Annotated in this window: 22 protein-coding genes; 5 read left to right on the top strand and 17 right to left on the bottom strand. The window is 71.6% G+C overall.

What is annotated here, in order from left to right:
• Positions 1-94: 94 nt before the first annotated feature.
• Together F1D61_RS31810 and F1D61_RS31815 are read left to right on the top strand one after the other, a co-directional pair.
• Positions 95-631 (top strand): PRC-barrel domain-containing protein, encoded by a 537-nt coding sequence (locus F1D61_RS31810; RefSeq protein WP_203155884.1) that lies wholly within the window; start codon positions 95-97, stop codon positions 629-631.
• 70 nt (positions 632-701) lie between these two features.
• Entirely contained in the window at positions 702-1,313 is a 612-nt protein-coding gene (locus F1D61_RS31815) for a LysE family translocator (protein ID WP_203155885.1), read from the top strand.
• A 145-nt stretch (positions 1,314-1,458) separates the two neighbouring features.
• On the opposite strand, the gene argE is transcribed toward F1D61_RS31815, so the two are convergent.
• The 4 genes from argE to F1D61_RS31835 form a co-directional block, all read right to left on the bottom strand.
• Entirely contained in the window at positions 1,459-2,643 is a 1,185-nt protein-coding gene (gene argE, locus F1D61_RS31820; protein WP_203155886.1) for an acetylornithine deacetylase, read from the bottom strand.
• Between the two features lie 599 nt (positions 2,644-3,242).
• Positions 3,243-3,977 (bottom strand): NepR family anti-sigma factor, encoded by a 735-nt coding sequence (locus F1D61_RS31825; RefSeq protein WP_203155887.1) that lies wholly within the window; start codon positions 3,975-3,977, stop codon positions 3,243-3,245.
• Between the two features lie 138 nt (positions 3,978-4,115).
• Entirely contained in the window at positions 4,116-4,487 is a 372-nt protein-coding gene (locus F1D61_RS31830; RefSeq protein ID WP_203155888.1) for a CsbD family protein, read from the bottom strand.
• Positions 4,488-4,617: 130 nt separating this feature from the next.
• The gene (locus F1D61_RS31835; RefSeq protein WP_203155889.1) at positions 4,618-4,821 is read right to left on the bottom strand and encodes a CsbD family protein; all 204 of its coding nucleotides are present in this window, start codon (positions 4,819-4,821) and stop codon (positions 4,618-4,620) included.
• Between the two features lie 167 nt (positions 4,822-4,988).
• On the opposite strand from F1D61_RS31835, the gene F1D61_RS31840 reads away from it, so the two are divergent.
• Entirely contained in the window at positions 4,989-6,236 is a 1,248-nt protein-coding gene (locus tag F1D61_RS31840; protein WP_203155890.1) for an Hsp70 family protein, read from the top strand.
• A 2-nt stretch (positions 6,237-6,238) separates the two neighbouring features.
• Here the strand turns inward: F1D61_RS31840 and F1D61_RS31845 are convergent, their stop codons facing one another.
• From F1D61_RS31845 to F1D61_RS31880, 8 genes are all read right to left on the bottom strand, one after another.
• Complete coding sequence (locus F1D61_RS31845) at positions 6,239-7,213, bottom strand: ABC transporter substrate-binding protein (protein WP_203155891.1); 975 nt, start codon at positions 7,211-7,213, stop codon at positions 6,239-6,241.
• A gap of 8 nt (positions 7,214-7,221) precedes the next feature.
• On the bottom strand, positions 7,222-8,316 hold the full coding sequence (locus tag F1D61_RS31850; protein WP_203155892.1) for an LLM class flavin-dependent oxidoreductase: 1,095 nt from the start codon (positions 8,314-8,316) through the stop codon (positions 7,222-7,224).
• 14 nt (positions 8,317-8,330) lie between these two features.
• Positions 8,331-9,491, bottom strand: coding sequence for an acyl-CoA dehydrogenase family protein (locus F1D61_RS31855; RefSeq protein WP_432443192.1), 1,161 nt, complete (start codon positions 9,489-9,491; stop codon positions 8,331-8,333).
• A 627-nt stretch (positions 9,492-10,118) separates the two neighbouring features.
• On the bottom strand, positions 10,119-11,285 hold the full coding sequence (locus tag F1D61_RS31860; RefSeq protein WP_203155893.1) for a vWA domain-containing protein: 1,167 nt from the start codon (positions 11,283-11,285) through the stop codon (positions 10,119-10,121).
• Positions 11,282-13,579 (bottom strand): DUF5682 family protein, encoded by a 2,298-nt coding sequence (locus F1D61_RS31865; protein ID WP_203155894.1) that lies wholly within the window; start codon positions 13,577-13,579, stop codon positions 11,282-11,284. Before F1D61_RS31865 ends, F1D61_RS31860 begins: the two co-directional genes overlap by 4 nt.
• 349 nt (positions 13,580-13,928) lie before the next feature.
• Positions 13,929-15,035 carry an ATP-binding protein gene (locus F1D61_RS31870; RefSeq protein ID WP_203155895.1) on the bottom strand — a complete coding sequence of 369 codons (1,107 nt, stop codon included), beginning with the start codon at positions 15,033-15,035 and terminating at the stop codon, positions 13,929-13,931.
• A gap of 39 nt (positions 15,036-15,074) precedes the next feature.
• Positions 15,075-16,631, bottom strand: a complete 1,557-nt coding sequence (locus F1D61_RS31875; protein ID WP_203155896.1) for a DUF5691 domain-containing protein — start codon at positions 16,629-16,631, stop codon at positions 15,075-15,077.
• 16 nt (positions 16,632-16,647) lie between these two features.
• Positions 16,648-18,021: an SWIM zinc finger family protein gene (locus F1D61_RS31880; RefSeq protein WP_203155897.1), complete on the bottom strand. Its 1,374-nt coding sequence runs from the start codon at positions 18,019-18,021 to the stop codon at positions 16,648-16,650.
• A 624-nt stretch (positions 18,022-18,645) separates the two neighbouring features.
• Here F1D61_RS31880 and F1D61_RS31885 point away from each other — a divergent pair.
• The gene (locus F1D61_RS31885; protein WP_203155898.1) at positions 18,646-18,990 is read left to right on the top strand and encodes a CsbD family protein; all 345 of its coding nucleotides are present in this window, start codon (positions 18,646-18,648) and stop codon (positions 18,988-18,990) included.
• Between the two features lie 213 nt (positions 18,991-19,203).
• Here the strand turns inward: F1D61_RS31885 and F1D61_RS31890 are convergent, their stop codons facing one another.
• The 5 genes from F1D61_RS31890 to F1D61_RS31910 form a co-directional block, all read right to left on the bottom strand.
• Complete coding sequence (locus tag F1D61_RS31890; protein ID WP_203155899.1) at positions 19,204-19,569, bottom strand: hypothetical protein; 366 nt, start codon at positions 19,567-19,569, stop codon at positions 19,204-19,206.
• Positions 19,570-19,683: 114 nt separating this feature from the next.
• Positions 19,684-20,499 (bottom strand): YfdX family protein, encoded by an 816-nt coding sequence (locus F1D61_RS31895; RefSeq protein WP_203155900.1) that lies wholly within the window; start codon positions 20,497-20,499, stop codon positions 19,684-19,686.
• A 605-nt stretch (positions 20,500-21,104) separates the two neighbouring features.
• A complete protein-coding gene (locus F1D61_RS31900; protein WP_203155901.1) occupies positions 21,105-21,905 on the bottom strand; it encodes a 3-hydroxybutyrate dehydrogenase in 801 nt (266 codons plus the stop codon).
• 13 nt (positions 21,906-21,918) lie between these two features.
• Positions 21,919-22,662, bottom strand: coding sequence for an acetoacetate decarboxylase (locus tag F1D61_RS31905; protein WP_203155902.1), 744 nt, complete (start codon positions 22,660-22,662; stop codon positions 21,919-21,921).
• A 20-nt stretch (positions 22,663-22,682) separates the two neighbouring features.
• Positions 22,683-23,813 (bottom strand): patatin-like phospholipase family protein, encoded by a 1,131-nt coding sequence (locus F1D61_RS31910; protein ID WP_203155903.1) that lies wholly within the window; start codon positions 23,811-23,813, stop codon positions 22,683-22,685.
• Between the two features lie 179 nt (positions 23,814-23,992).
• Between F1D61_RS31910 and F1D61_RS31915 the strand changes: the two genes are divergently transcribed.
• Entirely contained in the window at positions 23,993-25,039 is a 1,047-nt protein-coding gene (locus tag F1D61_RS31915) for a DUF2336 domain-containing protein (RefSeq protein ID WP_203155904.1), read from the top strand.
• The last annotated feature ends 33 nt before the right edge of the window (positions 25,040-25,072 follow it).

Genomic DNA, 25,072 nt, shown 5'->3' on the forward strand with positions numbered 1-25,072 from the left:
CGCTGCGAAAGGGAGGGGGCGAGGGAACTTTTCGCACCGCAACCGACTCATATTCCGCCCGAGCATGTCGGGCGTCTGATGCCGGAGCCGTTCGATGTCCCGCCCCCTCCTCGCCGCCGCGTTCCTCCTCGTCGCCGGCGTCAGCGCCGGATCGGCGCAGGATGCGAGCGGTCTCAAGCCGGTCCCCGGCACGCCCGCCACCCTGAACAACGACCTGCGGCCGACCTTCGTCGCCCAGGAGCCGAGCGACCTCATGGCCTCGAAGATGATCGGCCAGAGCATCGTCAACGGCGCCAACGAGACGATCGGCTCCGTCGCCGACATCGTGCTCGGGCCCGACCTGGCGGTGAAGTCCTACGTCGTCGGCGTCGGCGGCTTCCTGGGGCTGGGCACCAAGTACGTCTCGGTGGCGAAGGAGGCCCTTCAGGTCACCCGGGTCGACGACAAGACCCTCAAGGCGGTGATCAACACCGACAAGGATCAGCTCCGCGCCGCGCCGGAATACGTCTATCTCGGTCAGCAGCCCTCGAAGGCGGAGACCACGAAGTCCGGCGCACAGGCGACCGACACCTCGAAATCCGACGTTCCCGCCTCGACCGGCACCACGACGACCCAGCCGGCGCAGCAGTAATCCTTTTGCCTGGTGGGGCGGCGGCCTGCGTGGCACGCTGCCGTCCGGTTCGAACCCGGAACGCCCCGCCATGCCCCTCGACCTCTATCTCGGCTTCGTCGCCGCCACCCTCGTCCTGATTCTGATCCCGGGTCCGAACGTCGCCCTCATCGTCGCCAACAGCGTGGCCCACGGCACCCGCTACGGTCTCGTGACGGTGGCGGGGACGAGCGTGGCCTTGACGATCCAGCTCGCGCTCACCGTCGCCGGCCTCTCGGCGATGCTGAGCCTCATGGCGACATGGTTCGAGGTGCTGCGCTGGCTCGGCGTCGCCTACCTCGCCTGGCTCGCGATCCGCGCCTGGCGGGCGCCTGCGACCGACCTCGCGCAGACCGCGCCGGAGCCCCGGGCGGTCCGGGCGATCGCGCTGCGCGGCTTCCTCGTCGCGCTCACCAACCCGAAGACCTTGCTGTTCTTCGGCGCCTTCCTGCCGCAATTCGTCAGCCCGGACGCGGCGCCCCTCGGCCAGTTGACGCTGCTCGCCGCGACCTTCCTGGTTCTGGCGATCGGCGGCGACGCGGTCTGGGCGGCGTTGGCCGGCCGGGCCCGGATCGTGCTGGCGCGCGGGCGGTGGCGCAGCCGACTGACCGGCGGGTTGCTGATGGGCGCGGGCGTCGGGTTGGCGCTGGCGCGGCGGCCGTGAGGTGGAACTGAACAGCTCCCCGGCTTTGAAAGTAAAGCGCGTCCCCCTCTCCAGGCGATACCGGGCTTGTCCGGTATCGCCTGGAGAGGGGGACGCGCGACTAAAATTGACAGCAACAATCAATTTGAATGAGGGTCATCGACCCTCACACCGGACTCCACCCCGCCGCGCAGTCCCGCACCAGCTGCCGCAGAAACATCTCCCCCGCCTCCAAAGCCGCGAGCGTGATGTACTCGTCCGGCTGGTGGGCCTGGTCGATCGAGCCGGGGCCGCAGACCACGGTCGGCAGGCCGGCGAGCTGGAAGCGGCCGGCCTCGGTGGCGTAGGGCACCGTGATGGTATGGTTGCGGCCGGCGAGCCGCAGGGCCAGGCGCTCGGCCGGGGAGCCGGGCTCGGGCGCCAGCCCCGGCACCGCCGCATCCTCCTCGGTCTCGACACGGCCGTAATCGCCGAACCGGTTGAGCCGCTCGCGGGTCACCCGCTCGACCTCCCGTTCGAACAGGGCCGGGATCTCGTCGCGCGGAAGATCCGGCAGGCCGCGGAACTCCCACTGGAACTCGCAGGTCTTGGGCAGGATGTTGCGCGCGGTGCCGCCGCCGATCACCCCGACATGCACCGTGGTGTAGGCCGGATCGAACCGGCCGCTCGCATCGCCCTTGGCCGCCACCTGGTCGGCGATGCGGTTGAGCCCGGCCACCAGCTCGGCCGCCGCCATCACCGCGTTGGCGCCGAGCGCGGGCTTGGAGGAATGCGCCTCGTGGCCGTGGACGGTGGTGCGGTAGGTGTAAATGCTCTTGTGGGCGTCGGCCACGTCGAGGTCGGTCGGCTCGCCGACGATCACCGCGCCCGGCCGCGGCAGATCCTTGCCGAAGCGGGCGATCACGTCGACGACGCCGAGGCAGGTCAGCTCCTCGTCGTAGGAGAGCAGGATGTGGATCGGCGTCTTGAGGTCGGCCGCCAGCATCTCCGGCACCAGGGCGAGGCAGAGCGCGTCGAAACCCTTCATGTCGACGGCGCCGCGGCCATAGGCCCGGCCGTCGGCGATGCGCAAGGTATAGGGATCGCTGGTCCAGTTCTGCCCGGCCACCGGCACCACGTCGGTATGGCCCGACAGCACCACGCCGCCATCCCGCATCGGCCCGATCGTGGCGAAGAGCGCTGCCTTGTCGCCGGTCTCGTTGGGGGCGACGATATAGGGCACGCCCCAGGCGTCGAGGTACTCGCCCACCCACGCGATCAGCGGCAGGTTCGACTTCTGGCTCTCGGTGTCGAATGAGACCAGCCGGGCGAGGAGTTCGAGCGGGGTCAGGCGGGGGCCGGTCTTGGTCATCGGGGCGGGCTATCTCGCGCAAACAGGACGGTAGTGCCGGTCTTAGCGCAAGCTCAAGACGCCCGACAGCCGCTCCGGTGCAGGGTTCCCCAGACGCCGGAGCACGCATCAGCGCACGGTCCGACGAAGCCGATGCCGGGTCGCCGCAGAATATACGGCACCATCAACGGCCTGGACGGTTCGGTCGCGGAGCGTGATGGTGCGGGGCACTCGTGGACACGGACGGGTCGTCTGTCACGCTTTGCAGATGGCCTCGCAGGGGCGAGCCTGCGAAGGCCGTAAGGCGACGTGCGAAGTTTTTCGGCTGCGGCAAAGTCGGCAGGGTGTTGTTCGCTTCACTCGCGCGGGAAGACTGCACCCTCAAATCCCGTGATCGAACATCCAAGAGAAATCTGTTGGACGTCACATCAACCCGTCACAGGCCTTTTGCGGTCCCTCGCGGTTGAAACCAGTCCGCGAAACGCCGTCGCGATGTCTGCCCGGGACGGCGATTGTCCAAGCGGCCTGGATGGGAAGGCCCGCGGAGCGGAGCGTCCACGCTGGTTCCGGTCCCGTCGCGCGAGCCTGATGACGGCCTCGCGCGACGATGTCCGGCGGCGTCAGCCGTCGAGCATCACCGTGCCGGCATGTCCCATCGCCGAGCGGGTGAGCCGGTCGGCCCCGAGCTCGCCGCCGGAATAACCGAGGAGTTCGGCGAGCTTGTCGCGGGCGCGGCAGACCCGGCTCTTCACCGTGCCGACCTTGCACTGCATCAGCGCGGCGGCATCCTCGTAGGACAGGTCGCCGACGGCGACCAGCATCAGCGCCTCGCGCTGCTCGGCCACCAGCTTGTTGAGCGCGGCCTGGAGATCCTGCACGTCGAGGCGGTCACCCTGGTTGGGCGCGGAGGTCAGGCGGGCCGAGTACACGCCCTCGCCGTCCTCGACCTCGCGGGAGCGCTTGCGGTGCTCCGAATAGAAGGCGTTGCGCATGATCGTGAACAGCCACGCGCTGAGATTGGTGCCGTGCTCGAACCGGTCGCGGTTCTGCCAGGCCTTCAGCATCGTGTCCTGCACCAGATCGTCGGCCCGGGCCGGGTTGGCGGTCAGGGTCAGGGCGAAGCGGCGCAAGGCCGGCGCCGCCGCGAGCAGGTCCTCGCGGAACCGGTCCTCCTTGGGCGCGCCGAGGGCGGCGAGCGCCAGGTCCAGCCGGCTGAGCAGCTCCGAGAAGGCATCGGGCGCCGCCTCGTCCTCGACCGCCGCGTAATGGGCGCGAAGCCGCTCGCCGAGGTGCTCCTGCACCGACAGGGGCAGGGCCGGGGCGGTCTTCGGAAGGCCGGGGGGCATCTGGGTCATCGGGTCGTTCGGCTGGCGCGGCATCGTGCGCAAGCTAGACCATAAGCCTCCCGGAGGCGAGGCCGAACCGGCCCTGCCATCGATGCAGCGCAACAAAGGGGCCGCCGCGTGGCCGCGGCGGCACTCCGGGCCCTCGCGTCAGTGGCGGCCCTTCAGCAGCCAGCCGGCGACGAAGGCGAGGCCGGCCACCGCGACGAGCGTCTCGGTCGGGTGCGATTCGGCCCGGCGCAGGGCGGACCGGCCGCGGTGGCGCGCCTCGCCATAGGCCTCGCGCCCGCGCGCATAGGCGTGGCGGCCCCGCGTCTCGATCTCGCGGGCAAGCGCCGCTCCGTCATGCGACAGATCCTCGGCGACCTCCCGGCCGCGGCCATAGGCGTATTGGGCGCCGCCCAGGACCTGGTTCACCGCGCCTTCCGCCTGCGGCCGGGCCCGGCCGGCGACGGCGCCGAGGGCGGTCTGGCCGCGGCCCTTGAGGTGGCGCAATCCACCCTCGATCTGGTCCCTGTTCATCACGATCTCCTTGGCAAGAGGAACAAGACGCAACTTCGCGAAAGAAAAAAGGCCGGATCCCGCGCGATCCGCGAGAAACCGGCCCGATGATTCGCGAGTTGGGGCCGGCGCAGGCCGGCCCGCACCGCGCTCAGATCTTGCTCTTCACCGTGTCGGCGGCATTCTTGATGCCGTCCTTGACGTCGCCGGTGGTCTTCTGGGCCTCGCCCTTCAGCTCCTGGGCCTTGCCCTCGGCCTGCAGCTTCTCGTTGCCGGTGGCGCTGCCGATACCCTGCTTGATGTTGCCGACGGCTTCGTTGGCCAGGCCCTTGATCTTGTCGGTGGTGCTGCTCATGGGAAGCTCCTCGTCTCTTGCAGTTCAGCGACTGCTCAGGTCTGAAGAACCGCCGAGGCGGCGCCTTGTTCCGCTGCGACAGAGCCGGAATCCGCGTCCGGGCTGGACCGGGGCCCCGGAACCCGCTAGGTCGCGCGCCCTCCCTTGAGCTCCGGCAGAGATTCGGCATGGCGGCCTGCGGCCTCGATTTCGGCACTTCGAACACCACCCTCGGCCTGATCGGGGCCGGCGGGCTCGCGCTGGCGCCGCTGGAGGGAGAGGCGGTCACGATCCCGAGCGCGATCTTCTTCCCGCCGGCCGGCGACGAGGCGATCGGCCGGGCCGCCATGGCGGCCTATGTCGAGGGCGATCCCGGGCGGCTGATGCGCAGCCTCAAATCGGTGCTCGGCTCCTCGCTCCTCGACGAGACCACCCCGGTCGGGCGCCGGCGGCTGTCGTTCCGGGCGGTGATCGCCCGCTACCTCGCCGCCGTGAAGGCGCGGGCGGAGGACAAGGCGGGCGAGGCCCTGACCCGGGTGGTCCATGGCCGCCCGGTCCACTTCGTCGACGGCGACGCGGAAGGCGACCGCCGCGCCGAGGAGGCGCTTGCCGGCATCGCCCGGGAGGTCGGCTTCACCGACGTGTCGTTCCAGTACGAGCCGATCGCCGCGGCGCTCGACTACGAGCGCGGACTGGACCGCGAGGAGGTGGCGCTGATCGCCGATATCGGCGGCGGCACCTCGGATTTCTCGGTGGTGCGCCTGAGCCCCGAACGGCACCGGGCGGTGGAGCGGGCCGGCGACATCCTGGCCAATGACGGCGTGCGGATCGGCGGCACCGATTTCGACCGGACGCTGAGCGTCGGCGAGGTGATGCCGCTCCTCGGCCTCGGCAGCCCGATGCGGCGGCCGGGCCTCGACGTGCCCTCGTCCTATTTCCACGACCTCGCCACCTGGTCGCAGATCAACCGGCTCTACGACGGCAAGACCCTGCGCGAGCTGCGCTCGCTCCGCCGCGACGTGGCGCGGCCCGAGCTGATCGACCGCCTCGCCGCGGTGATCGAGGCCGAGCGCGGCCACACCCTGGCGATGGAGGTCGAGGAGGCCAAGATCGCCCTGTCGGAGGTCGAGCGGGTCGGCCTGCCCCTGGGCTGGGTCGAGCCGGGCCTGGAAGCCGAGATCGACCGCCCCGACCTCGCCCGCCACTCGGCCGACCTCGCCCGGCGCATCGGCGCCTGCATCACCCGCTGCCTGCGCGACGCCGCCGTGAAGCCCTCGGAGATCGACGCCCTGTTCCTCACCGGCGGCTCGACCCGCCTCGCCCCGGTCCGCGAGGCGATCCTGGCGGCGGCGCCCGAGGCCCGGGTGGTCGAGGGTGACACCTTCGGCTCGGTCGGCCTCGGGCTGACGGTGGAGGCGGCGCGGCGCTACGGCTGACCCTACTGGGTCGCCGCCGCGGCGCCGGCCCGGGTCGCCGCGTTGAACGAGGCGTCGAACACCCCCGGCGCCGCGAGCGGCCGCGGGATCAGCCCGGCGCGGTGATAGAGGTCGGCGACGCGCTGCTCGTCGGCGATCACGCTCGCATCGATCGGCACCGGGCGGATGTCGGCCCGGCGGAAACAGGCGAGCGGCACCGCCTCGGGCAGGCCGACCAGGGCCGACCAGCGTCTGGCGAAGGCCTCCGGGTTCGCCGTGCCCCAGACCCGGGCCCGGGCCAGCCGCCGCACGAAATCCTCGAGCGCCGCCCGCTTTTCCGCGATGGCGGCGTCGCGAGCGACCTGGAAGGTCAGGCCCGGGGTGAGCCCGCGGCCATCGGCGACGATGCGGGCCCGGCCCGAGGTCTCGAGCTGCGAGGTATAGGGCTCCCAGGTCGCCCAGGCCTCGACCGCGCCGGAGGTCAGCGCCATCTGGGCGTCGGCCGGCGGCAGGAACGACAGGGTGAGGTCGCCCTTGCCCCAGCCGGCGCGCTCGGCTTGCGCCAGGACGAGCATGTGGCCGATCGAGCCGCGCCCGGTGGCGATCCGCTTGCCCTTCAGGTCGGCGAAGCTCCTCACGCCCGAATCCGGCCGCACCAGCACGGCGAGGCCGGCCTGGTTCTGGCGGACGGCGAAGATCGCCTTGATCGGCACTCCGGCGGCGGCCGCGAAGGTGAAGGGCGCGTCGCCGGCGATGCCGGTATCGATCGCCCCTGCATTGAGCGCTTCGAGGAGCGGCGCGGCCGCGGCGAATTCGCGCCAGTCGATCCGGTAGGGCAGGCCGTCGAGGACGCCCGCCGCCTCCATCAGGGCGCGCGAGCCGCCCTTCTGGTCGCCGACCCGCAGGACGGTTTCGGCATGGAGGGGCAAGGTGATGGCAAGGCCGGTGAGGAGGAGGGCGAGGAGAGCCGGAAGCTTCCCGCTGAGCATCTTGCGCATGCCCGGCCTCACGCGGCGGCCGGGCGGTGGGACGGCGCGCCGGCGAGATGCCGGAAGGCCGGGATCAGCTCGCGTCCGTACTGCACCGCATCCTCCAGCGGATCGAAGCCGCGGATCAGGAAGGTCGTCACCCCGAGAGCGTGGTACTCGTGCAAAGCCTCCGCCACCTGTTCGGGCGTGCCGACCAGGGCCGTGGAATTGCCCTGTGCGCCGGTCTCGGCGGCGATCGCGGTGTAGAGCCGCCCTTCGGGCCGGTCGCCTTGCGCCGCCGCCGCGAGCAGCCGGCGCGAGCCCTCGTTCTGCGGCGCCCCCGCGGGTCCGAGGCCGCGTGCGGCGCGCAGGGCCTTGGTGCGCGTCAGGATGTCCTCCGCCCGCGCCCAGGCCGCGTCTTCCGTCGCCGCCAGGATCGGCCGGAACGACAGGCTGAAGCGGATTGTTTCTTCTCGCCCATGCGCTCGGGCGGCGGCGCGCACCCGGGCGATCGTCTCGCGCACCTGCGCCTTCGTCTCGCCCCAGAGGGCGTAGGTGTCGGCGTGCCGGCCGGCCACCGCGATGGCCGCGTCCGAGGCGCCGCCGAAATAGACCGGCAGATGCGGCTGCTGCACCGGCTTTACCGCCGAAAACCCCTTGGCGACGCGGTAATGCCGGCCCTCGTAGTCGAACGGCTCGCGGCCGGTCCAGGAGGCCTTGAGGATGTCGAGGTATTCGGCGGTGCGCGCATAGCGCTCGTCCTTGGTGAGGGCATCGCCGTCCTGCGCCAGCTCGGCATCGTTGCCGCCGGTGATGATGTGGACGGCCGCGCGTCCATCGGTGATCTGGTCGAGGGTGGCGAGCTGGCGTGCCGCCACGGTCGGCGCCTGGAAGCCCGGCCGGTGCGCGATCATCAGGCCGATCCGCTCGGTCACCGAGGCGGCGTATTGCGCCAGCGCGAAGCTGTCCGGCGCCGTCGAGTGGAAGGCGATCAGCACCCGGTCGAAGCCGCCAAGCTCGTGCGCCTGCGCCGCCGCCCGGAGATAGGCCCGGTCGATCACCGGCCCGGTGGGGGCGTGGATCTCCGACCCGTACTGGGCACCGACGAAGCCGATGAAGTTCACGTCCGGCATGGACAACTCTCCTCTCAGCCCAGGGCCGCGCGGCCGGCCGCCAGCCGGACCGCGTCGCCCTGGGGCGTGTGGATGCGCGCGCAGAGCACGTCGCGCAGGTGGCGCTCGAGCGGGTTCTCTCGCGAGAGGCCGGGATTGCCGACGAGCGCGACCGCGCCCTGCACGACCTGGATCGCGTTCTCGGTGACGGTGAGCTTGATCAGCCCGCTCTCGGCGACGGAGGGCGGCGCGCCCGCGTCGGTCTCGGCGGCGGCGCTGCGCAGGAGCCGGCGGTTGACGACGAGCAGGCGCTCGTTCTCGCCGACCGCCTCCTGGAACCGGGACAGGCTCGCCAGCGGCGCGCCGAGATTGGCCGGCGCCCGCTCGGCGAGGTAGGCGCACAGCCACCCTTGCGCCGCCCGGGCGACGCCGTCGTAGAGGCTGGCGAGCAGGGTGGTGTTCCAGGCCAGCGTGACCGCGTCGGGTGCCGCCCCGGCGGCGGGCGGGCGCCAATCGACGGCGTGGTCCTCCGGCACCAACACCCCCTCGAGCACCACGTCGTGGCTGCCGCTCGCCCGCAGGCCGAGATGGTCCCAGGTCTCCTCGATCCGCACGCCGGGTGCCGCCATCGGCACCACCACGAACCCGACCCGCGGCTCCGTCTCGTCGGTGCGGGCCCAGACCAGCCCGAAGGCGAGGATCGGCGCGCCCGTCGAGTAGATCTTGCGCCCCGTGACCCGCCAGCCCTCCGGCACCCGCCGCGCCACCGTCTCCGGCAACCCGCCGCGGGCCGGCGATCCGAGGGCCGGCTCGACCCGGAGCGCATTGACGAAGGCGCCCTCGCGGAGGGCCGCCCCCTGCAGCCGGGCCGCGAGGTCCGCCGGCCAGTCCGACCGGGCGATGGTGGCGTGGTGGACGTATTGCATCGCCAGGACGAGGCTCGCCGCCGGGTCGGCCTCGGCGAGGGTCCCGATGACGGCGCCGGCGACCGCGAGCCCGGCACCGGGGCCGCCGCGCGCTTCCGGCACCGTGAGGGCGGCAAGACCGGCATCCCGGATCGCCGCCAGACTGTCATGCGCGAACCGTCCTTCGCGGTCGGCGGCGGCGGCGAGGGGGGCGAGGACGGGGACGAGGGCGCGCGCCATCGCGACCGGGTCGCGGCCTGCCGGGGCGAGGCGGTGCGACGAGGCCGTCATGCCTGGGCAGCCCCGGAATGGGCTCGCCGGACCGGTCGGCATGGGATCATGATCGCATTCCTTCCTGCGCCGGACATGCCGTCGTTTCCGGTTTTTCGTCTTGAGCGGCAGTGACGTCGGCAGGGATCGAAACTTGATCTGAGATATCCTGAACGTCAACCGGAATGATTTTCTGGATATATTATGGTAATGAGGAGTATTTTTCTTGGATAGAGCGCGGCGGGTGAAGCCGTTCTCGTCGAGCGGGCGAATGCAGCAAGGCCGTACGTTCAAGCGATGTAAAATCGCAGATCGTGATGCCAACCACGATACACGGCACGGCAGGCTACGCGGTGCAGGGGCGACGGCCATGCGCATGAACCTCCCCTTTCTGCGGGGGAGGGTGGCCTGCGGAGCAGGCGCAGCGGGACGAAGTCCCGCCGAGAGGGGCAGCGCGACGCTGATTCCAGAGGGCGCCCTTCAGAACGGTTCAGTCTTGTCCTGAAGCGGCGTCCCCTCTCCCGCCCGGCTTCGCCGGGCACCCTCCCCCGCAGCGGGGGGAGGGTTCAGGCGCGGCCACTATCGCTGTCGCCCTGCGCCACCTGCTGTGTCGTGTACCGTAGCCGGCAATCCGCGCGGCCCGTCGCCCTACGCCACTCCACCACCCCCCGCCGCCGGCACCGCCGCGATCCCGGCCCCCGCCGCCCACACCCCCAGATCCTGCTTGCGGATCGCCGCCGCCATCATGTCGGGGAAGAGGTCCGGCGTGCAGGCAAACGAGGGCACCCCGAGGGCGGCGAGACGGGCGGCGAGCGCCCGGTCGTAAGCAGGCGCACCCTCGTCGGAGAGGGCCAGCAAGACGACCACCTGCACGCCGGCGGAGACCAGGCGCTGCGCCTGCGCCAGCAGCCCGGCCTCCACCCCGCCCTCGTAGAGATCGGAGATCAGCGCCAGCACCGTGTCCTCGGGCCGGGTGATCCGCGACGCGCAATAGCCCACTGCCCGGTTGATGTCGGTGCCGCCGCCGAGCTGGACTGAGAACAGAACCTCGACCGGATCGTCCAGCTCGTCGGTCAGGTCCACCACCTGGGTGTCGAACACCACGAGCCGCGTCGAGACCGCGGGAAGGGACGCCATCACCGCCCCGAAGATGCTCGAATAGACCACCGAATTCGCCATCGAGCCGGATTGGTCGATGCACAGGATTACGTCTTTCAGCGACCCGCGGCTCTTGCGGCCGTGGCCGAGGCGGGTTTCCGGGATGATGGTGCGGTATTCGGCCTGGTAGTGGCGCAGGTTCGCCCGGATGGTGCGGTGCCAGTCGATCTCGGCGTGGCGCGGCCGGCGGTTGATGCTGGCGCGATCGATCGCCCCGTTGACCGCCTGGCGGACCGGCTCCTCCAGCCGCTTCATCAGCTCGTCCACCACCTTGCGCACCACGAGGCGGGCGGTCTCCCTGGTGCGCCCGCCGAGCAGGCCGCGCATCGAGATCAGGGTCGAGACGAGGTTCACGTCGGGCTGGAGCGCGTCCAGCATCTCCGGCTCGGTCAGCATCCGCTTGAGGTCGAGCCGCTCGAAGGCGTCGCGCTGCATCACCTGGACGACGGAGGCCGGGAAGTAGTCGCGGATGTCGCCGAGCCAGCGCGGGACGGAGGGGGCGGAGGCGCCGAGGCCCCCCTTGCGGTCGGAATCGTAGAGGGCGCCCAGCGCCCGGTCGAGGCGCAGGTCGCGCTCGCCCAAGGTGCAGCCGGTCCCCTCCGCGGCCCCGCCGCCGAGGACGAGGCGCCAGCGGCGCAGGCGTTCGGTCTCGCTCATGCGGCGTCTCCAGCGGTCGTCGTGGGCGCGAGCAGCAGGCGCAGGATCGGCAGCACGCCCGCGGCCCGCCTGGCATCGAATCCCTCCGGCCCCTCCGCGCCGGGGGCGGCGCCCCCCGGACGGGCCAGGGCCTCGCCGATGGCCCGGCGCTCGGCCGGGGCGAGGGTCGCGAAGGTGCGGCGCACCAGCGGCAGCAGCTCGGTGAACAGGGCCTCGTCGAGGCCGGCGAGCCACCCGTCGACGATGCCGAGCAGGCCCTGGCCGTGGATCAGGACCGGGCCGCTCTCCTCCAGGAAACCCTCGATCCAGGCGGCGGCCGGCACGGCGCCGGCGGCCCGCGACAGGGCGAGATGCAGGCGGGTGCCGGCCTCTTCGGCATCGATGGCGCGGTCGTCGAACAGCAGCCGTACGGCCCGGCCGACGACGCGGCCATGGACGTGGTCCTGGTCGGCGAGCGCCCGCAAGGCGTCCTGCCAAGCCGCCTTCAACTCCGGGTCTTCCAGCAGGGCGACCGCGCCCGAGACGGCGACGATGCGCTTTTTCGCGGCTTGCGCGGCATCGTCGTCGAGGCTCTGGCAGGCGGCGACGAGGCCGGCGGCGGCCCGGGGCACCAGGCCCCGCACCAGCGCCAGGACCGGCTCGGTGTCCGAGGAACGCACCGAGCCGTAGCGGGCAAGTTCGGCGAGGGCCGGCAGCGCGTCCATCAGGTCGAACACGTCGGCCGAGACCGCGGCGCGGTCGTCGAGCGCCCGGACCACCTGCGCCGTCGCCTCGGGCAGGTCGGCATCGAGCAGCGTCCCGACGAGGCCCGACAGCTCGGCGACGCGCTGCGCCCCCCGGGCCCGGGTCTTCACCCGGGAGGCGGCGGCCTCCGCCACGGTGCCGCCTTCGGCCGAGGCCGCCACCAGCTCCACCACCCAGTCCGGCTGCCAGGCGAGGAACCACGCCTCCTTGAAGGTGCCGCGCCCGCGCGCCTCGCGCCGCGTGCCCCAGGGCACGCCGATCAGCGCCAGCCGGTTGAGGAAGTGGCTGCGGGCGAGATCGGTCTCCTTGCGCAGGTCGAGGACGAGGTCGCCGGCCGCCGCGCCGGGCTTCAGCCGCAGGCGCCTGCACTGCGCCTCGAAATCCGCCTCCACCGGCGTGCCGGGGCTGTCGGGCGGGGTGGCGCCGAGCCGCTCGCCGATGACGAGCTTGCGCCGGATCAGCCCCATCGGCGCCGGGTCGGCGAAGCAGAGGGTCGCCTGCGTCGCCTCGTCGAGGTCGTCGAGGGAGGGGCGGGACCGCCCGCGGAACGCCGCCAGGGCCTCGGCGAGGCGCGCCGCCTCGATCACCGAGGCCGGCGAGGCGTCGAGGTCTTCCGCGCGCAGGAGCGCGGCGGCCCGGGCCAGCCAGCGGGCGGCGACCCGGCCCTCGTGGTGCCACAGCGTGTCGTACCACTCGGGAGACAGAACCCCGGCGCGGTAGCCGGAGGCCGAGGCCAGCCGCTCGTAGGACCAGGGCGCCCAGGCAGCCGCGACCTTGGTCTTCGGTAGACCCTTGAGCACGGCGTTGTCGGCGGAGGCCTGGCCCTTGGCATCGTGGCGGGCGAGCGCCGGCACGTGCCAGGCGCCGCAGATCACGGCGATCTTCGAAAAATCCTCCTTGGCGGCCTTGCGGATCGCCGCCCGCATATGGGCCTCGCGGGCCTCCTCGCGCAGACCGTCCACCGGATCGGGCTCGGGCACGTCGCGTAGGGAGCCCATCGCCTCGGCGATCGCCGCGAACACGTCGCCGTCGGCGCCGGCCCGGCTCTCCACCAAGGCGTCCCACCAGCGCTCGCCGTCCGGATAGCCGGCGGCGGCGGCGAGTTCCCCGAGGGGATCGCGGCGGATCGCGGCCGGGGCCGGCACCGGTCCCGGCGCCTCCTCCGCCGCGTCGGCGACCGGCTCGGCCTCGATCGGCGCGGCATCGCCCTCCGGGGCTCTCCCGAACCCGTCGGCGAGCTGGATCGCCTGCGGCAGGTCGATGAAGCGGATCGCGGCGCCCGCCGCCAGCCCGTGGCGCATCGCCACCCATTCGGGCGAGAAGGCCGCGAAGGGGAAGAACGCGCAGTCGCGCGGCCGGTCGGGCCGGTAGACGAGGAGCGCCACCGGCGGCGCCATCGCCTCGTGCGCGGCGAGCGGGATCAGCGCGTCGGCATCCGGCGGCCCCTCGATCAGCAGGCAGTCGGGCGCGAAGTCGATGAGCGCCGCCCGCAGCGAGCGGGCCGAGCCGGGGCCGTGGTGGCGGATGCCGAAGAGGCGGATGTCGGGCATCGTCGCTGAGAGCCTGTTTGACCGTGTGTGCGGATCGTCCCACCCGCGATCCCGGAGCCTGTCCGATTGGTCTCGACGGTCTCGAAACCCTCCATGTCATTCCGGGGCCGCGAAAGCGGAACCCGGAATCCAGAACCGCAGGTGTGAAAGGATAGAGCGGAACGCGATCCGCCTTTTTCTGCACTCTCGGCGGCTCTGGATTCCGGGTTCCGCTGCGCGGCCCCGGAATGACATGGAGGGTTCGAGATCCGGAAGAGACCAAACGAGCACGAACCCGGGATGAGGTCGTGGGTGGGAGAGATGTGTGAGGCTGCCGAATCGACGGATATCGATCGGACGGCCCGCGGGCTCACGCGCTCGCGCGGGCCGCCTTGTAGAAATCCTTCCAGCCCTCGCGCTCCTTGACCACGGTCTCGAGGTATTCGCGCCAGACGATCGCGTCCTGGACCGGGTCCTTCACCACCGCGCCCGAGATGCCCGATACGAGGTCGTGCGCCGAGAGGCGGCCGTCGCCGAAATGCGCGGCGAGCGCCAGCCCGCTGCCGACGACGCTGATCGCCTCCGCCGTCGAGAGCGTACCGGAGGGCTGCTTGACCTTGCTCTTGCCGTCCACCGTCACGCCCTCGCGCAACTCGCGGAAGATCGTGACGACGCGGCGGATCTGGTCGGCGCCGGGCGGCTCGGCCGGGATCTCGAAGGCGCGCCCCAACGACGCCACCCGGGTCTCCACGATGGCGATCTCCGCCTCGATCGTCGCCGGCGGCGGCAGCACCACGGTGTTGAAGCGGCGCTTGAGCGCGCTCGACAATTCGTTGACGCCGCGGTCGCGGTTGTTCGCCGTCGCGATGAGGTTGAAGCCCTTCTGCGCCGGCACCTCCTCGTTCAGTTCGGGGATCGGCAGGGTCTTCTCGGAGAGGATGGTGATGAAGCTGTCCTGCGTCTCCGAGGGGATGCGGGTCAGCTCCTCGACCCGGGCGATGCGGCCCTCGTTCATCGCCCGCATGATCGGCGAGCCGACCACCGCCTCGCGGCTCGGCCCCTTGGCGAGCAGCAGCGCGTAGTTCCAGCCGTAGCGGATCGCCTCCTCGCTGGTGCCGGCGGTGCCCTGGACGATCAGCCGCGAGGTCCCGCAGATCGCCGCCGCCAGGTGCTCGCTGACCCAGCTCTTGGCGGTGCCGGGCACGCCGAGCAGCAGCAGCGCCCGGTCGGTGGCGAGGGTGGCCACCGCCACCTCCATCAGGCGCCGGTCGCCGATGTATTTCGGCGTCACCGCGAAGCCGGAGGCGAGCGTGCCGCCGAGAAGGTAGGTGACGACCGCCTGCGGCGACATCTGCCAGTTCGGCGGGCGCGGCCGGTCGTCGGCCTGCCGCAGGGCGGCGATCTCCTCGGCGAAGGCATCCTCGGCGGCTTGCCGAAGCTGAGAGACCTGGCGCGACTGCGCAGCTTTGATGGTCATCCTCGGGCTGTCTCCTCGGTGCGGGTCAGGCTGTGGGCGTCATTGCTGGAATTCGCGCCGGATCGCGACGCGCAGCTCCAGTGTCTCGGCCAGGGTGGTGACCTGCTGGCGCAGGCGGTCGTGGCCCTCGTCCTTCGGCAGCCGCGCGCCAAGGGCGCCGGCCGTGGCCGCGATGTCCTCGCCCGGCCACAGCCGCTCGCCGAGGCGGGCGATCAGCCAGGGTTTGGCGAGGTCGCGCCGCAGATTCTCGGAGCCGCGGATGACGAAGGCGAGCCAGTCGATCACGACGGCGCTGAACCGTTCGGAGAAGGCATCCGGGCCCTTCTCCAGCATCGCCAGCACCACCTCGATCTTGCGGGCGTGGATCAGCCCGGTCACCCGCGCCTCCCATTCGGGTCCGGGCAGCAGGTCGATGGCCTCTACCCACCGGCGGAGGAGTTCGTTGGTGCGCCGGATACCGGACAGCTTGCCCTCGTAGGCCTCGGCGAGCCCGTCGGCGATCTGCGTCGTCCAAGCCGGGTCGCCGTCGCGGGCGACCGCCGAGAACAACCCTCGCAGGATCGGCTCGGCCCATTCGCTGCGCAGGGCGAGTTCGATCCAGAGCCGCGGCGGATGGCCCGAGAAGGCATGGAGCGGGGCGGCCGCCAGGATGTCCCGCAGCAGGCCGGCCCGGATGCCGCCGCCGCGCTGTTCCCAGGCATTCGGGGCGACGCCGTCGCGGGCGAGCGTCGGGGATTCCTGCGGCAGGGTGACGACCAGTTCGTGCGTCGTGCTCCGCAGCAGGCGGGCCTTGCTCTCGATGACGAGCGCGGCCGTCGCCCGGACCGCCATGCGCGAGGCGAAGAGCGAGCGGGGCAGGCGCGGCAGCAGGCGCTGCGCGGCCTCGCGGACGCCCGCGGCGCGGTCGTCGAGGCAGGTTTCGAGGAAGGGGCCGTCGGCGTCCGACAGTCCGGTCCACAGGGCGCCGACCAGGGCCGTACGGGTCTCCGCCTTCTCCTTGCGGAACACCGCCTCGAGCGCCGTCCGCGCGCCGTCCGGGTCGCGGGCGCGGAAGGCCGCGAAGGCGGCGCGGCGCTCAGGCAAGCTGCCCTCGGTCCAGTCGGCCGGGGCATCGGCCGAAGGACCGTCCTGCTCCCCGCCGCAGGCGGCGGCGAGCCAGGCGAGGTCCGGGCCGATGACGGCGCCGGCCGATTCCGGCAGGTTGCCCGCCTGGAGCATCAGCGCCTGGTGGAGCCAGGCGGGCGGGCGTACCTGCAACGAGGCGGCGAGGTCGAACCATTCGCGCAGGCGCTCGCGCCCGGCGTGGCCGCCGGTGAGGAGGGCATGGAGCCGGTTCGCCGCGGCCGGCGGGCATTCGGGCCCGGCCGTCTCGCGGACCGCCAGCGGTTCCATCGCGCCGGGCGCGAGGTCGAGCCCGGCGAGGTGGTGGATGCCGTGGAGCGCCAGCCGCGCCAGGAGCGCGCTGCCGGGATCGGACTCGGTCACGAGATCCGCCAGGGGGCCGGGGGCGGCAGGCGGGGCGCGCCCGGCGCCGAGCAGGGCGGCGGCCAGGATCGGCTCCCAGCCGTCGGCGACGAGGTCGGTCGGGTCGGTCATCCTCGGTTCCCTGCCTTCAGGCGACGTGCAGCAGCACGGCTTGCGCGGCCTGCGCGGGCATCGCGTAGAGGCGGCCCCCGGTCGCCAGCGCCAGCGGGGTGAGACCGTGGCCGTCATGCAGGCCGAACAGGTCGACCGGGCGCCCGCCCGCCACCGCGAGCAGGCTCGGCAGGCGCGGATCGGCCCGCAGGGGCAGGCAGCCGGTCCCGTCGCCGGCCGCGAAGGCGACCGCGCCGCCCGCCTGCCCCGGCAGCCGGCCGAGGCGCACCCCGGCGAGCCGGACCGGCCAGCTTTCGGTCCAGGGCGCCCGGGCCAGCACCTCCGCGAAGGTGTCTCGCGCCGCCGCGACGCTGCCGCCGCCGGGCAGGCCGGGCTCCGACGCCGGGCCTGCCCGGCCCTCGCGAAACACCGCCCGCAGGGGTGGATCGCCGGGATGGAAGGCAAGGCTCCCCGAAAAATCCTGGCCAGCGGCGGGCACCGGGGGCAGGGGCGAGCCGGCGGTGCCGTAATCGAGCACCTGCGCGACGGCGCCGGAGCGGCGGCCGACGAGCCAGACCGAGCGGGCGGTCAGCCGGTCCTCCTCCTCGATCGCGTGGGCGAGCACCGCCCAGTCGTCGGTCCGGTCCGGCCGGGCCGCCATCTCCTCGGCGGTGACCGGATAGCCGAGCGCCGCGCGCAATCCCGCCGCCTGCTCGGGCGCCAGGGCATCGAGCCGGCGCGCGGCGCGCACCAGGAGGGCGATGCGCCCGAGCGCCAGGCCCAAGGCCGCCTCCGGCCGGGCCGCGCCGGCCTGCGGCGCCGCCGCGACCAGCCCCGGCAGGGCGCGCACCCGGCGGGCGAGGCCGGAGGCCTGCCCGTCGACGAGGCGCCCGGCCATGCGGTCCCAGAAGGCGTAGGGCTCGGCGCGGGCCGCCGCCAGGCCGCGGCGCATCAGGTCGCGCAGCCAGAGGTCCAGCTCGTCGAGGGCTCCCGCGACCTTCTCCTCGCGGGCCTGGCGGCGCCGGACCTGCGCCTTCTCGTCGACGGGCTTGGCCGGCTCGGCAGCCTTCGTCTCCGCCGCCGCGGCGCGGCTCTCGCGGCCCCTGGTCCAGGCCGCGACCCAGTCCGGCGGCTCGGCCTCCGCCAGGGCGGCGGCGGCATCGACCAGCATCAGGCCGATGCCGTGCTTGCAGGGGAACTTCCGGCTTGGGCAGGTGCATTTCGAGGCCGGCCCGGCGAGGTCCGCGACGGTGCGGTAGGGGCTCGCGCCGCTGCCCTTGATCTCGCCCCAGATCACCGATCCGGCCCGGCCGAGCCCGCTCCATTTCGCCGGCTTGGCCTGGTCCTGCCCGGCCTTGCGGCTCGCGGCATCGGGGGCGAGGTCGAGGATTTGCGCAGTCGTCAGGCTCATGCGGCGGTTGGCTGTCTGTCCGTGCATCATGTCCGAGGTGCGGCGCAGTCTGCACGAAACGATCTCGCAGGCAACCCCGGCCTGCGGCGCAAGAACAGGGTTCGCTCGACTTTAAATCAATTCCAGGAATGGTCTTGGGGTCTGGACAGCAGGTCGTTTGCCGGCTCGGGCGAAGGGATATGAAGCCGGCGATCGTCTTGTGCGCGCCTCAAGACGACGCTCCGGCATGGCGCTGGTTTGCGGGAAAGCAGCACTGCTGCGAACGAACCCTTCCCCCTCCCGGGGCGGGCGGCGGGCGGGAGAGGGGAGCCACGCGTTCAGGCGAAGCAGACCCGTTCTGACCGGCGCCCTGCGGATCGGGGTCGCGCCGCCCCTCTCCCGACCCCGCCGACGAGGGGTTCGTGCTCCCGGCTGTCGCGCCTCCACCCCGCGGCCTCCTGCGCCGCTCGGCGACGGCGACGGCTGCGGCATCTCGCCGTTGCGCCCGGCCCGCGCATCACCCGACGGGGCCGAGAGGAATGTCGTCCGCGGCCATTGCCGCGCCCTTTGACCGTCCCACCTGTCGTCGGACGGCTTCGATACGGGGCGCGTCCTCGAGGCGCCCCTCCGGCAAGGGAGAGACAGATGGTCGATACCGATCGCATCACCGGCGCGGCGCGCGAGATCGGCGGCAAGGCGCAGGCCGCCCTCGGGGACCTGGCGGGCGACCGCCGGGCCCAGGTCGAGGGCCGGTTCCGCGAGGCGCAGGGGCAGGCCGAGAGCCTGGCCGGCCAGGCCCGCGACGGCCTGCGCGACGCCGCCGACACCGCCATCGACTACGCCGAGGATGCCTACGAGCGCGGGCGCCACGCGGCGCAGCGCGGCACCCGCACGGTGACCCACGCCGTCGAGGAAACCCCGCTCCTCGCGCTGCTCGTCGCGGGGGCCGTCGGCTACGGCCTCGCGCTCCTGGTGCATGGGCGCCGCTAGAGCACTTCACGATCGCGCTGCAATCGCGAATCTCCCTAGGTCATTGATTTTGCCGCATTTTCTGCGACGAACCGGTATCCACTTCGTCGGAAAATGTCTTAAGCGGACTTCGCCGAAGCGGTGACCGGTTCGGCGTGAAAAATCTGCGACATGACAAGAACCTGAGCGGGCGAAGCGTTGGCCTGCCGACGCAAGTCCGCTCAGGCGTGTCGGTCATCGGACGGCCGGAGGCAGAGGCGGCGGCTGGCGCGGCAGGCCGCCATCGCCGAGTTGCAGGCAGGTCAGCAGGGCGACGAAGGACGGTGATCCGCCGATCCCGTTCATCGCCCGGCAGTTCCGCCGGTCGGCGAGCGGAAACCGGGTCCAGCCGTGCCGCAGGCGGCGCCGTGCCGCGCGCTCGTCGGACAGGCAGCCGCGGTAGCTCGTGGCCCGGGCTCCGGAGCCGCGCTCCAGTCCGCAGGCCGCGCGTGGGGCGAAGGCGGGGAAGTCGTTCCCCCGCGCCTCGGTCCCCCGGGCCGCCGCGGGGCCGCATAGGGCCAGTCCGACCAGAACGGGAAGCGCGCTCCAGGACAATGTCACGGCGAACTCCCGATGGCCGGCTCCGGACGGGGAGGGCCCGGGACGGACGCGCCGCCCCGGGCCCTCACGGTGACTCACCGCTTCGACAGCTTCACCTTTCACTTCGCCCACTCTTTACTTGACCGTCTTACCGTCCGCGGTCGCGGCCGAGTGCTGGGAAGCGGGCCTGGCGGCGCTGCCCGTCACGCCGGCCTTCGGGAGGCCGATCGCGTCGATCACGTCGAAGTGCATCCCGTCCTCCGCGGTCTTCAGCGCGGCATTCGCCTCGTAATACTTGCCCTGGTTGATCAGCGCGGCCGCCTGGTTCACGTCGGCGGTGGTCTTGTCGAGGGGCAGGACCGCCATGACGAAGTTCACGTCGACATGGGCGAGCCGCAGCTTCTCGATGGCGCCCTTCTGGTCGCCCTTGGCGAGGCTCTTGTTCGCCTCGGTCACGGCCGAGGCTTTCTCGGGCGTCGCGATGAAGTCTTCGCCGAGCGTCATCTGGGCATCGACGGGCACCCAGGCGACCTTGTCCTTGGACGCCGGCTTCGCCTCGGCTGTCTTGGCATCGGTAGTCTTGGCATCGGCAGTCTTGTCGGTCTTCGCCGTCTTGGCTGTCGCCATGTCCGCCGGCGTCTTCAGCTCCGACTCGGCCTTGAGGAACACGGCGTCGTCGGTCTTCGCCTTGGTGAGGGCGGCCTGCGCCTTGGCGATTAGGCTCTTGGCCTGGGACGGGTCGGCGTCGAAGATGGCGATGCGGGCGAGATGCATGTCGCGGAACGCCTGGGCGCCGTCCTTCGAGAGCTTGCCGACATCCTGGTCGACCGCCCGCTGGGCCGCGTTCTCCTGCGTCGCCGCCGGCTTGGTCGCCTGCTCGGTCGCATAGGCGGCGCCTCCGAGGAATGTCGTGGCGACGAGAGCGACAGCGAGAGATTTCCGGTAGGACATGGCATGCCTCCTCTTGAAATCGATGCCGACTTTGTTTGCGGCATCAGCGCGTTGGCGACATTCAGATAATACACCGATGTGAACCGGGTTGCTGAATGACTTCATTAAAAGGTCGTAACGCCACGGAAAGGGATGACGTCGGGGGCCGGCAACCGGCAACCGGCACCTGGCGGCAGGCCGTGCGGCGGCGCCGGCCAGCATGACTCGGGCGGCGCTCCTCCGACCCTCCTCGTCAATCCGGGGCCGCGAGAGCAGAGCCCGATCCGGAAACTCAGCGCCTGGATGAGCGGAGTGATTTGAAAAAACCGAAAGGGATCATGGGATATCCCACCCTTCCACTTCAGAATGAGGTTAGAGTATGGGATGATCTCGCCTGCTCAGGTATTTGGTAGAAAATCATGCCCAAAAAGGCTTTCAGGTGGTGCGGAAGGAAGCGGGACGCTCTTCGCTTGATCCTGAACGATCAACGGCTTTGGATTTCGGGCTCCGCTGCGCAGTCCTGGAATGACATGGTTGATATGACTATCGTCGCGAAAATCGAAGAGATAATTTGCTTTTTCTCATCGGGGGAGCCGTCAAACCCGGCTCCCCCGCCTCTCATCTCGTTACTGCGCCGTCCAGCCGCCATCCACCGTGAGGTTGCTGCCGGTGATCTGGCTCGCCGCATCCGAGCACAGGAAAGTCGCGATCGCCGCGACCTGATCGACGGTGACGAATTCCTTGGTCGGCTGGGCCTTCAGCAGCACCTCGTCGATCACCTGGTCCTTGGTCAGGCCGCGGGCCTTCATGGTGTCGGGGATCTGCGCCTCGACCAGCGGGGTCCAGACGTAGCCCGGCGAGATGCAGTTGACGGTGATCTTGTGGGTGGCGAGTTCGAGCGCCGCGGTCTTGGTCAGGCCGGCGATGCCGTGCTTGGCCGCCACGTAGGCCGACTTGTAGGGCGAGGCGACGAGGGAATGGGCCGAGGCGGTGTTGATGATCCGGCCCCAGCCCCGGTTCTTCATGCCGGGGATCGCCGCCCGCATGGTGTGGAAGGCCGAGGACAGGTTGATCGCGATGATCTGGTCCCACTTCTCGACCGGGAATTCCTCGATCGCCGAGACGTACTGGATGCCCGCATTGTTGACCAGGATGTCGACCGCGCCGAAGTCTTTCTCGGCGTCGGCCACCATGGCGGCGATCTCGTCGCCCTTGCTCATGTCGGCGCCGGAATAGACCACGCGGACGCCGAACTCGGATTCGATGCCGGCCCGCTCCGTCTCGATCGCCTCCGGCTTGCCGAAGCCGTTGATGACCACGTTGGCGCCCTGCTCCGCCAGGGCCCTGGCGATGGCGAGACCGATGCCGCTCGTCGAGCCGGTGACGAGGGCGGTCTTCGATTGCAGGGTTTTGGATTTCAGCGACATGGGATCCATCTCCTCAGGCCAAGTAGTCGTGCAGCACGTGGCCGTACGGCAGGGTGAAATCGACGATCTGGTGGCGGGCGCGCACGATCCGTCGTACCGGCAGGTCGGCGACGCGGCAATTGACGTGCGGGATCAGGTGCAGCCGGGCTTCGCCCTCCCAGGCGCCATGGACGGTGATGTCCTGGAGCCGGTAGCCGACGAGCTGCGCCACCTTCACCCCGCCATCGACGTCCGGGATCAGCTTCAGGTTGACGTTGAGCTGGCCGATTCCGTCGCGGACCGTGTCGAGCTGAGCCTCCAGGCTGCGATGCTTGTAGGTCATCGTGCCCATCGCCACCCGCTCGTCGTCGTAGTGCAGGGTGCCGGTCAGCGTGTCCTTCATCACCTTGAGGCGGGGCACGCCGTATTTCTTCGGAAACCCCCAGATCTCGCGGCCGGCGGTGATCGGCGGCTCGTCGTCGAGATACATCTGGACCGAGTAGTTGCACGGCTCGCCGTTGTAGGTCGCGACGATGGCCGAGCCGCTCTCCTCGTAATCGCCGAAGCCGGAGGAATCCGGCATCTTCATCCACTCGTAGAAGGCGAGGTTGCCGGGCGCCGGCTCGAGCGGCTCGGGCAGTGCGGCGCGCAGCGCGTCCGGGTCGGTCTCGTAGGTGATGATCAGGTATTCGCGCCGCAGGAAGCGGTACGGCCCGTGCGGGTAGCTCGGGCTGAAGGCCGGCATCGAGGGGGCCTTCAGGATCTCGTCGCGGGTCATGCGTCGCTCCTCGTCCAGGGTCAGTCCCGTGCGTCGCGGGTGAGGTCGAACACGGTCACGCCGAGATCGGGCCGGCAGCGCTCGATCCAGCGGCGGTGGCGCAGGGAGCGGCGCACGTCGTTGCGCCCGGCCTTCCAGTGCTCCAGCATCGTGGTGCGCGAGAACTCGTAATCCTTGGCGTCGCTCTCGTAGTTCTTGGCGCGGTAGATCAGCTGCAGGATCGTCACCGCGTTCTGGTGGCTCACCTCGGCCAGGAAGGCGACGTCCGGGTCCTGGCGCAACGCCGGCGGCAGCTTGTCGTAGAGACGCCGGAAGGCGGTCTTGGCCTTGAAGATCTCGATCTGGTCGTTGGTGTTGAGCCGGGTGCGGCTGGAGAAGCGGATGTCCTTCTCGCGCTCGGCCGCCTCGGAGAGGGTGCGGGGCAGGGGCCCGCGGGCGCTGAACAGGTCGACCTGGAACACCGCGAGGTCGCGGATCCGTTCCTCGTCCAGCACGAATTGCAGCGGCGTGTTCGAGACGATGCCGCCGTCCCAGTAGAGTTCGCCGTCGATCTCCACCGGCGGGAAGCCTGGCGGCAGGGCGCCCGAGGCCATGATGTGCTCCGGGCCGATCCGCTCGCGGTGATTGTCGAAATAGACGAAGTTGCCGGTGCGGATGTTGACCGCGCCGACGCTGAGCCGCGTCGCGCGCGCGTTGATCCGATCGAAGTCGATCAGTTCCGTGAGCGTCTGCCGCAACGGCGCGGTGTCGTAGTAGCTCAGCGCCTGGTGCGCGCCGGCCGGGTAGAGCGGGGCCGGGGGAACGCGCGGGGTGAAGAACCCCGGCACCCCTGCCAGGGCCCCGAAGGCGGCGCTCCAGGCGTTGAAGACCTCGCGGGCCTGCTCGCCGGGCCACCACGGCGAGACGGTGATGCCCGACGACACCTTGTCCCAGAATGCCTGCAGCCGCTCGACCCGGCGCCCGGGCGGGTTGCCGGCGATGAGCGCGGCGTTGATCGCCCCGATCGAGATGCCGGCGACCCAGTCGGGCGAGAGTGCGGCGTCCTCCATCGCCTCGGCGACGCCGGCCTGGTAGGCGCCCAGCGCCCCGCCGCCCTGGAGCACCAGCACCCGGCATTCGTCGCGGCCATCCACTCGATCCCGCTCGTCCATGGGGCCTCCGCTGCCCGCCGCACGAATCCCGGCGGTTAGATGATGCTGCACTGCCGCATGACAAGCCCGCAGCCGGTTCGGGGTCGTCGCCCCGGCCGGTGGGATCGGCCCGCCGCTAAGGCCGGTGTAACCATCGCGCCGGTAGCATGCCGCGAGGTTCGTGACAGGATGTTCGCCCGATGGCGTCGGCCGCGGCTTTGCAATCCGGGAGATCCCGCCGACCCGGGACGGCCCGACCGGCGGCCTCGCTCGCCGACCTGGTCGAGGCGGCCGAGCGGGTCGGCGATGCGGCCCGGGTTCTCGACGGCATGGCCGACCTCCTGGTGGCCCGGGCCGACGGGCTCTCGGTCCTGCAGATCGGCGCCTTCGACGAGGTGATGACGGTGCTCGCCGAGGGCGCCGGCACGGGATCCCGCGGGCGGCTCGCCCGGCAGGTCGTCGGCCTGTCCCGGCCGCCGCGCAAGCTGGCGCGGCGGCTTGCCTGCGATTCCGAGGCGAGCGTCGCGGTGCCGGTGCTCGCGCGCTGCCCCGTGCTCTCCGACGAGGTGCTGCTGGACATCGCCCGCCGCCGGGGGCCGGTGCATCTCGCGGCGATCGCCCGGCGCGAGAGGGTCGCCGCCCGGGTGGCGGATACGCTGGCCGAGCGGGGCGACCAATCGGTGCTGACGACGCTCGTCGCCAACCGCGGGGCGCACCTCTCGCTCCTCGCGCTCACGCTCCTGTCCGAGCGGATGGAGGACCGGGACCGCCTCGCGGCGGGGCTCGAGGCCCGCAATGGGCTGCTGCCGCGCCAGCGCGATGCGCTCCTGCGGCCCACCCGTCCCGATCCCGCACCCGGGCGGCGCGCCGTCGCGGCGGTGGCCCTGCGGATCCGGCTCGGACTCGACGAATCGGACCTGCGCCTGTGGCTCGCGGAGGGCCGGACGGACGAGGCTCTGATCGGTCTTGCCCATCTCGCCGGCTGTTCGCCCACGCAGGCGCGGGCGGCGCACCGCGCGACCGGCCTCGACGCCCTGGCGCTGATCGTGCGGGCGGCGGGCCTGCGGCTCTCGACCCTCGGCGCCTACCTGCGCGCTCGGTCCGGCCCGGCCCCGACGGCGGAGGCGGCCGGCGCGGCGGTGCAGGCCTACCGGGCGGTGACGGTGGCGCAGGCCCGGGGAGTGGTAGCGGAGCGGTCCGAAGGAGGGCCGCCGTCGATCCCTCGGCCCGTCCGCAACTTGCCCTGACCGGATTGATTCCGAAGGATATCGATCCCGAGC

Origin of the sequence: Methylobacterium aquaticum, from assembly GCF_016804325.1 — a bacterium.
GTDB classification, from domain to species: Bacteria; Pseudomonadota; Alphaproteobacteria; order Rhizobiales; family Beijerinckiaceae; genus Methylobacterium; species Methylobacterium aquaticum_C.

Excerpts from the sequence above, each read along its gene's own strand:
- F1D61_RS31810 (WP_203155884.1), top strand. The coding sequence starts at position 95 with ATGTCCCGCCCCCTCCTCGCCGCCGCGTTCCTCCTCGTCGCCGGCGTC.
- F1D61_RS31815 (WP_203155885.1), top strand. The coding sequence starts at position 702 with ATGCCCCTCGACCTCTATCTCGGCTTCGTCGCCGCCACCCTCGTCCTG.
- argE (WP_203155886.1), bottom strand. The coding sequence starts at position 2,643 with ATGACCAAGACCGGCCCCCGCCTGACCCCGCTCGAACTCCTCGCCCGG.
- F1D61_RS31825 (WP_203155887.1), bottom strand. The coding sequence starts at position 3,977 with ATGACCCAGATGCCCCCCGGCCTTCCGAAGACCGCCCCGGCCCTGCCC.
- F1D61_RS31830 (WP_203155888.1), bottom strand. The coding sequence starts at position 4,487 with ATGAACAGGGACCAGATCGAGGGTGGATTGCGCCACCTCAAGGGCCGC.
- F1D61_RS31835 (WP_203155889.1), bottom strand. The coding sequence starts at position 4,821 with ATGAGCAGCACCACCGACAAGATCAAGGGCCTGGCCAACGAAGCCGTC.
- F1D61_RS31840 (WP_203155890.1), top strand. The coding sequence starts at position 4,989 with ATGGCGGCCTGCGGCCTCGATTTCGGCACTTCGAACACCACCCTCGGC.
- F1D61_RS31845 (WP_203155891.1), bottom strand. The coding sequence starts at position 7,213 with ATGCGCAAGATGCTCAGCGGGAAGCTTCCGGCTCTCCTCGCCCTCCTC.
- F1D61_RS31850 (WP_203155892.1), bottom strand. The coding sequence starts at position 8,316 with ATGCCGGACGTGAACTTCATCGGCTTCGTCGGTGCCCAGTACGGGTCG.
- F1D61_RS31855 (WP_432443192.1), bottom strand. The coding sequence starts at position 9,491 with ATGACGGCCTCGTCGCACCGCCTCGCCCCGGCAGGCCGCGACCCGGTC.
- F1D61_RS31860 (WP_203155893.1), bottom strand. The coding sequence starts at position 11,285 with ATGAGCGAGACCGAACGCCTGCGCCGCTGGCGCCTCGTCCTCGGCGGC.
- F1D61_RS31865 (WP_203155894.1), bottom strand. The coding sequence starts at position 13,579 with ATGCCCGACATCCGCCTCTTCGGCATCCGCCACCACGGCCCCGGCTCG.
- F1D61_RS31870 (WP_203155895.1), bottom strand. The coding sequence starts at position 15,035 with ATGACCATCAAAGCTGCGCAGTCGCGCCAGGTCTCTCAGCTTCGGCAA.
- F1D61_RS31875 (WP_203155896.1), bottom strand. The coding sequence starts at position 16,631 with ATGACCGACCCGACCGACCTCGTCGCCGACGGCTGGGAGCCGATCCTG.
- F1D61_RS31880 (WP_203155897.1), bottom strand. The coding sequence starts at position 18,021 with ATGAGCCTGACGACTGCGCAAATCCTCGACCTCGCCCCCGATGCCGCG.
- F1D61_RS31885 (WP_203155898.1), top strand. The coding sequence starts at position 18,646 with ATGGTCGATACCGATCGCATCACCGGCGCGGCGCGCGAGATCGGCGGC.
- F1D61_RS31895 (WP_203155900.1), bottom strand. The coding sequence starts at position 20,499 with ATGTCCTACCGGAAATCTCTCGCTGTCGCTCTCGTCGCCACGACATTC.
- F1D61_RS31900 (WP_203155901.1), bottom strand. The coding sequence starts at position 21,905 with ATGTCGCTGAAATCCAAAACCCTGCAATCGAAGACCGCCCTCGTCACC.
- F1D61_RS31905 (WP_203155902.1), bottom strand. The coding sequence starts at position 22,662 with ATGACCCGCGACGAGATCCTGAAGGCCCCCTCGATGCCGGCCTTCAGC.
- F1D61_RS31910 (WP_203155903.1), bottom strand. The coding sequence starts at position 23,813 with ATGGACGAGCGGGATCGAGTGGATGGCCGCGACGAATGCCGGGTGCTG.
- F1D61_RS31915 (WP_203155904.1), top strand. The coding sequence starts at position 23,993 with ATGGCGTCGGCCGCGGCTTTGCAATCCGGGAGATCCCGCCGACCCGGG.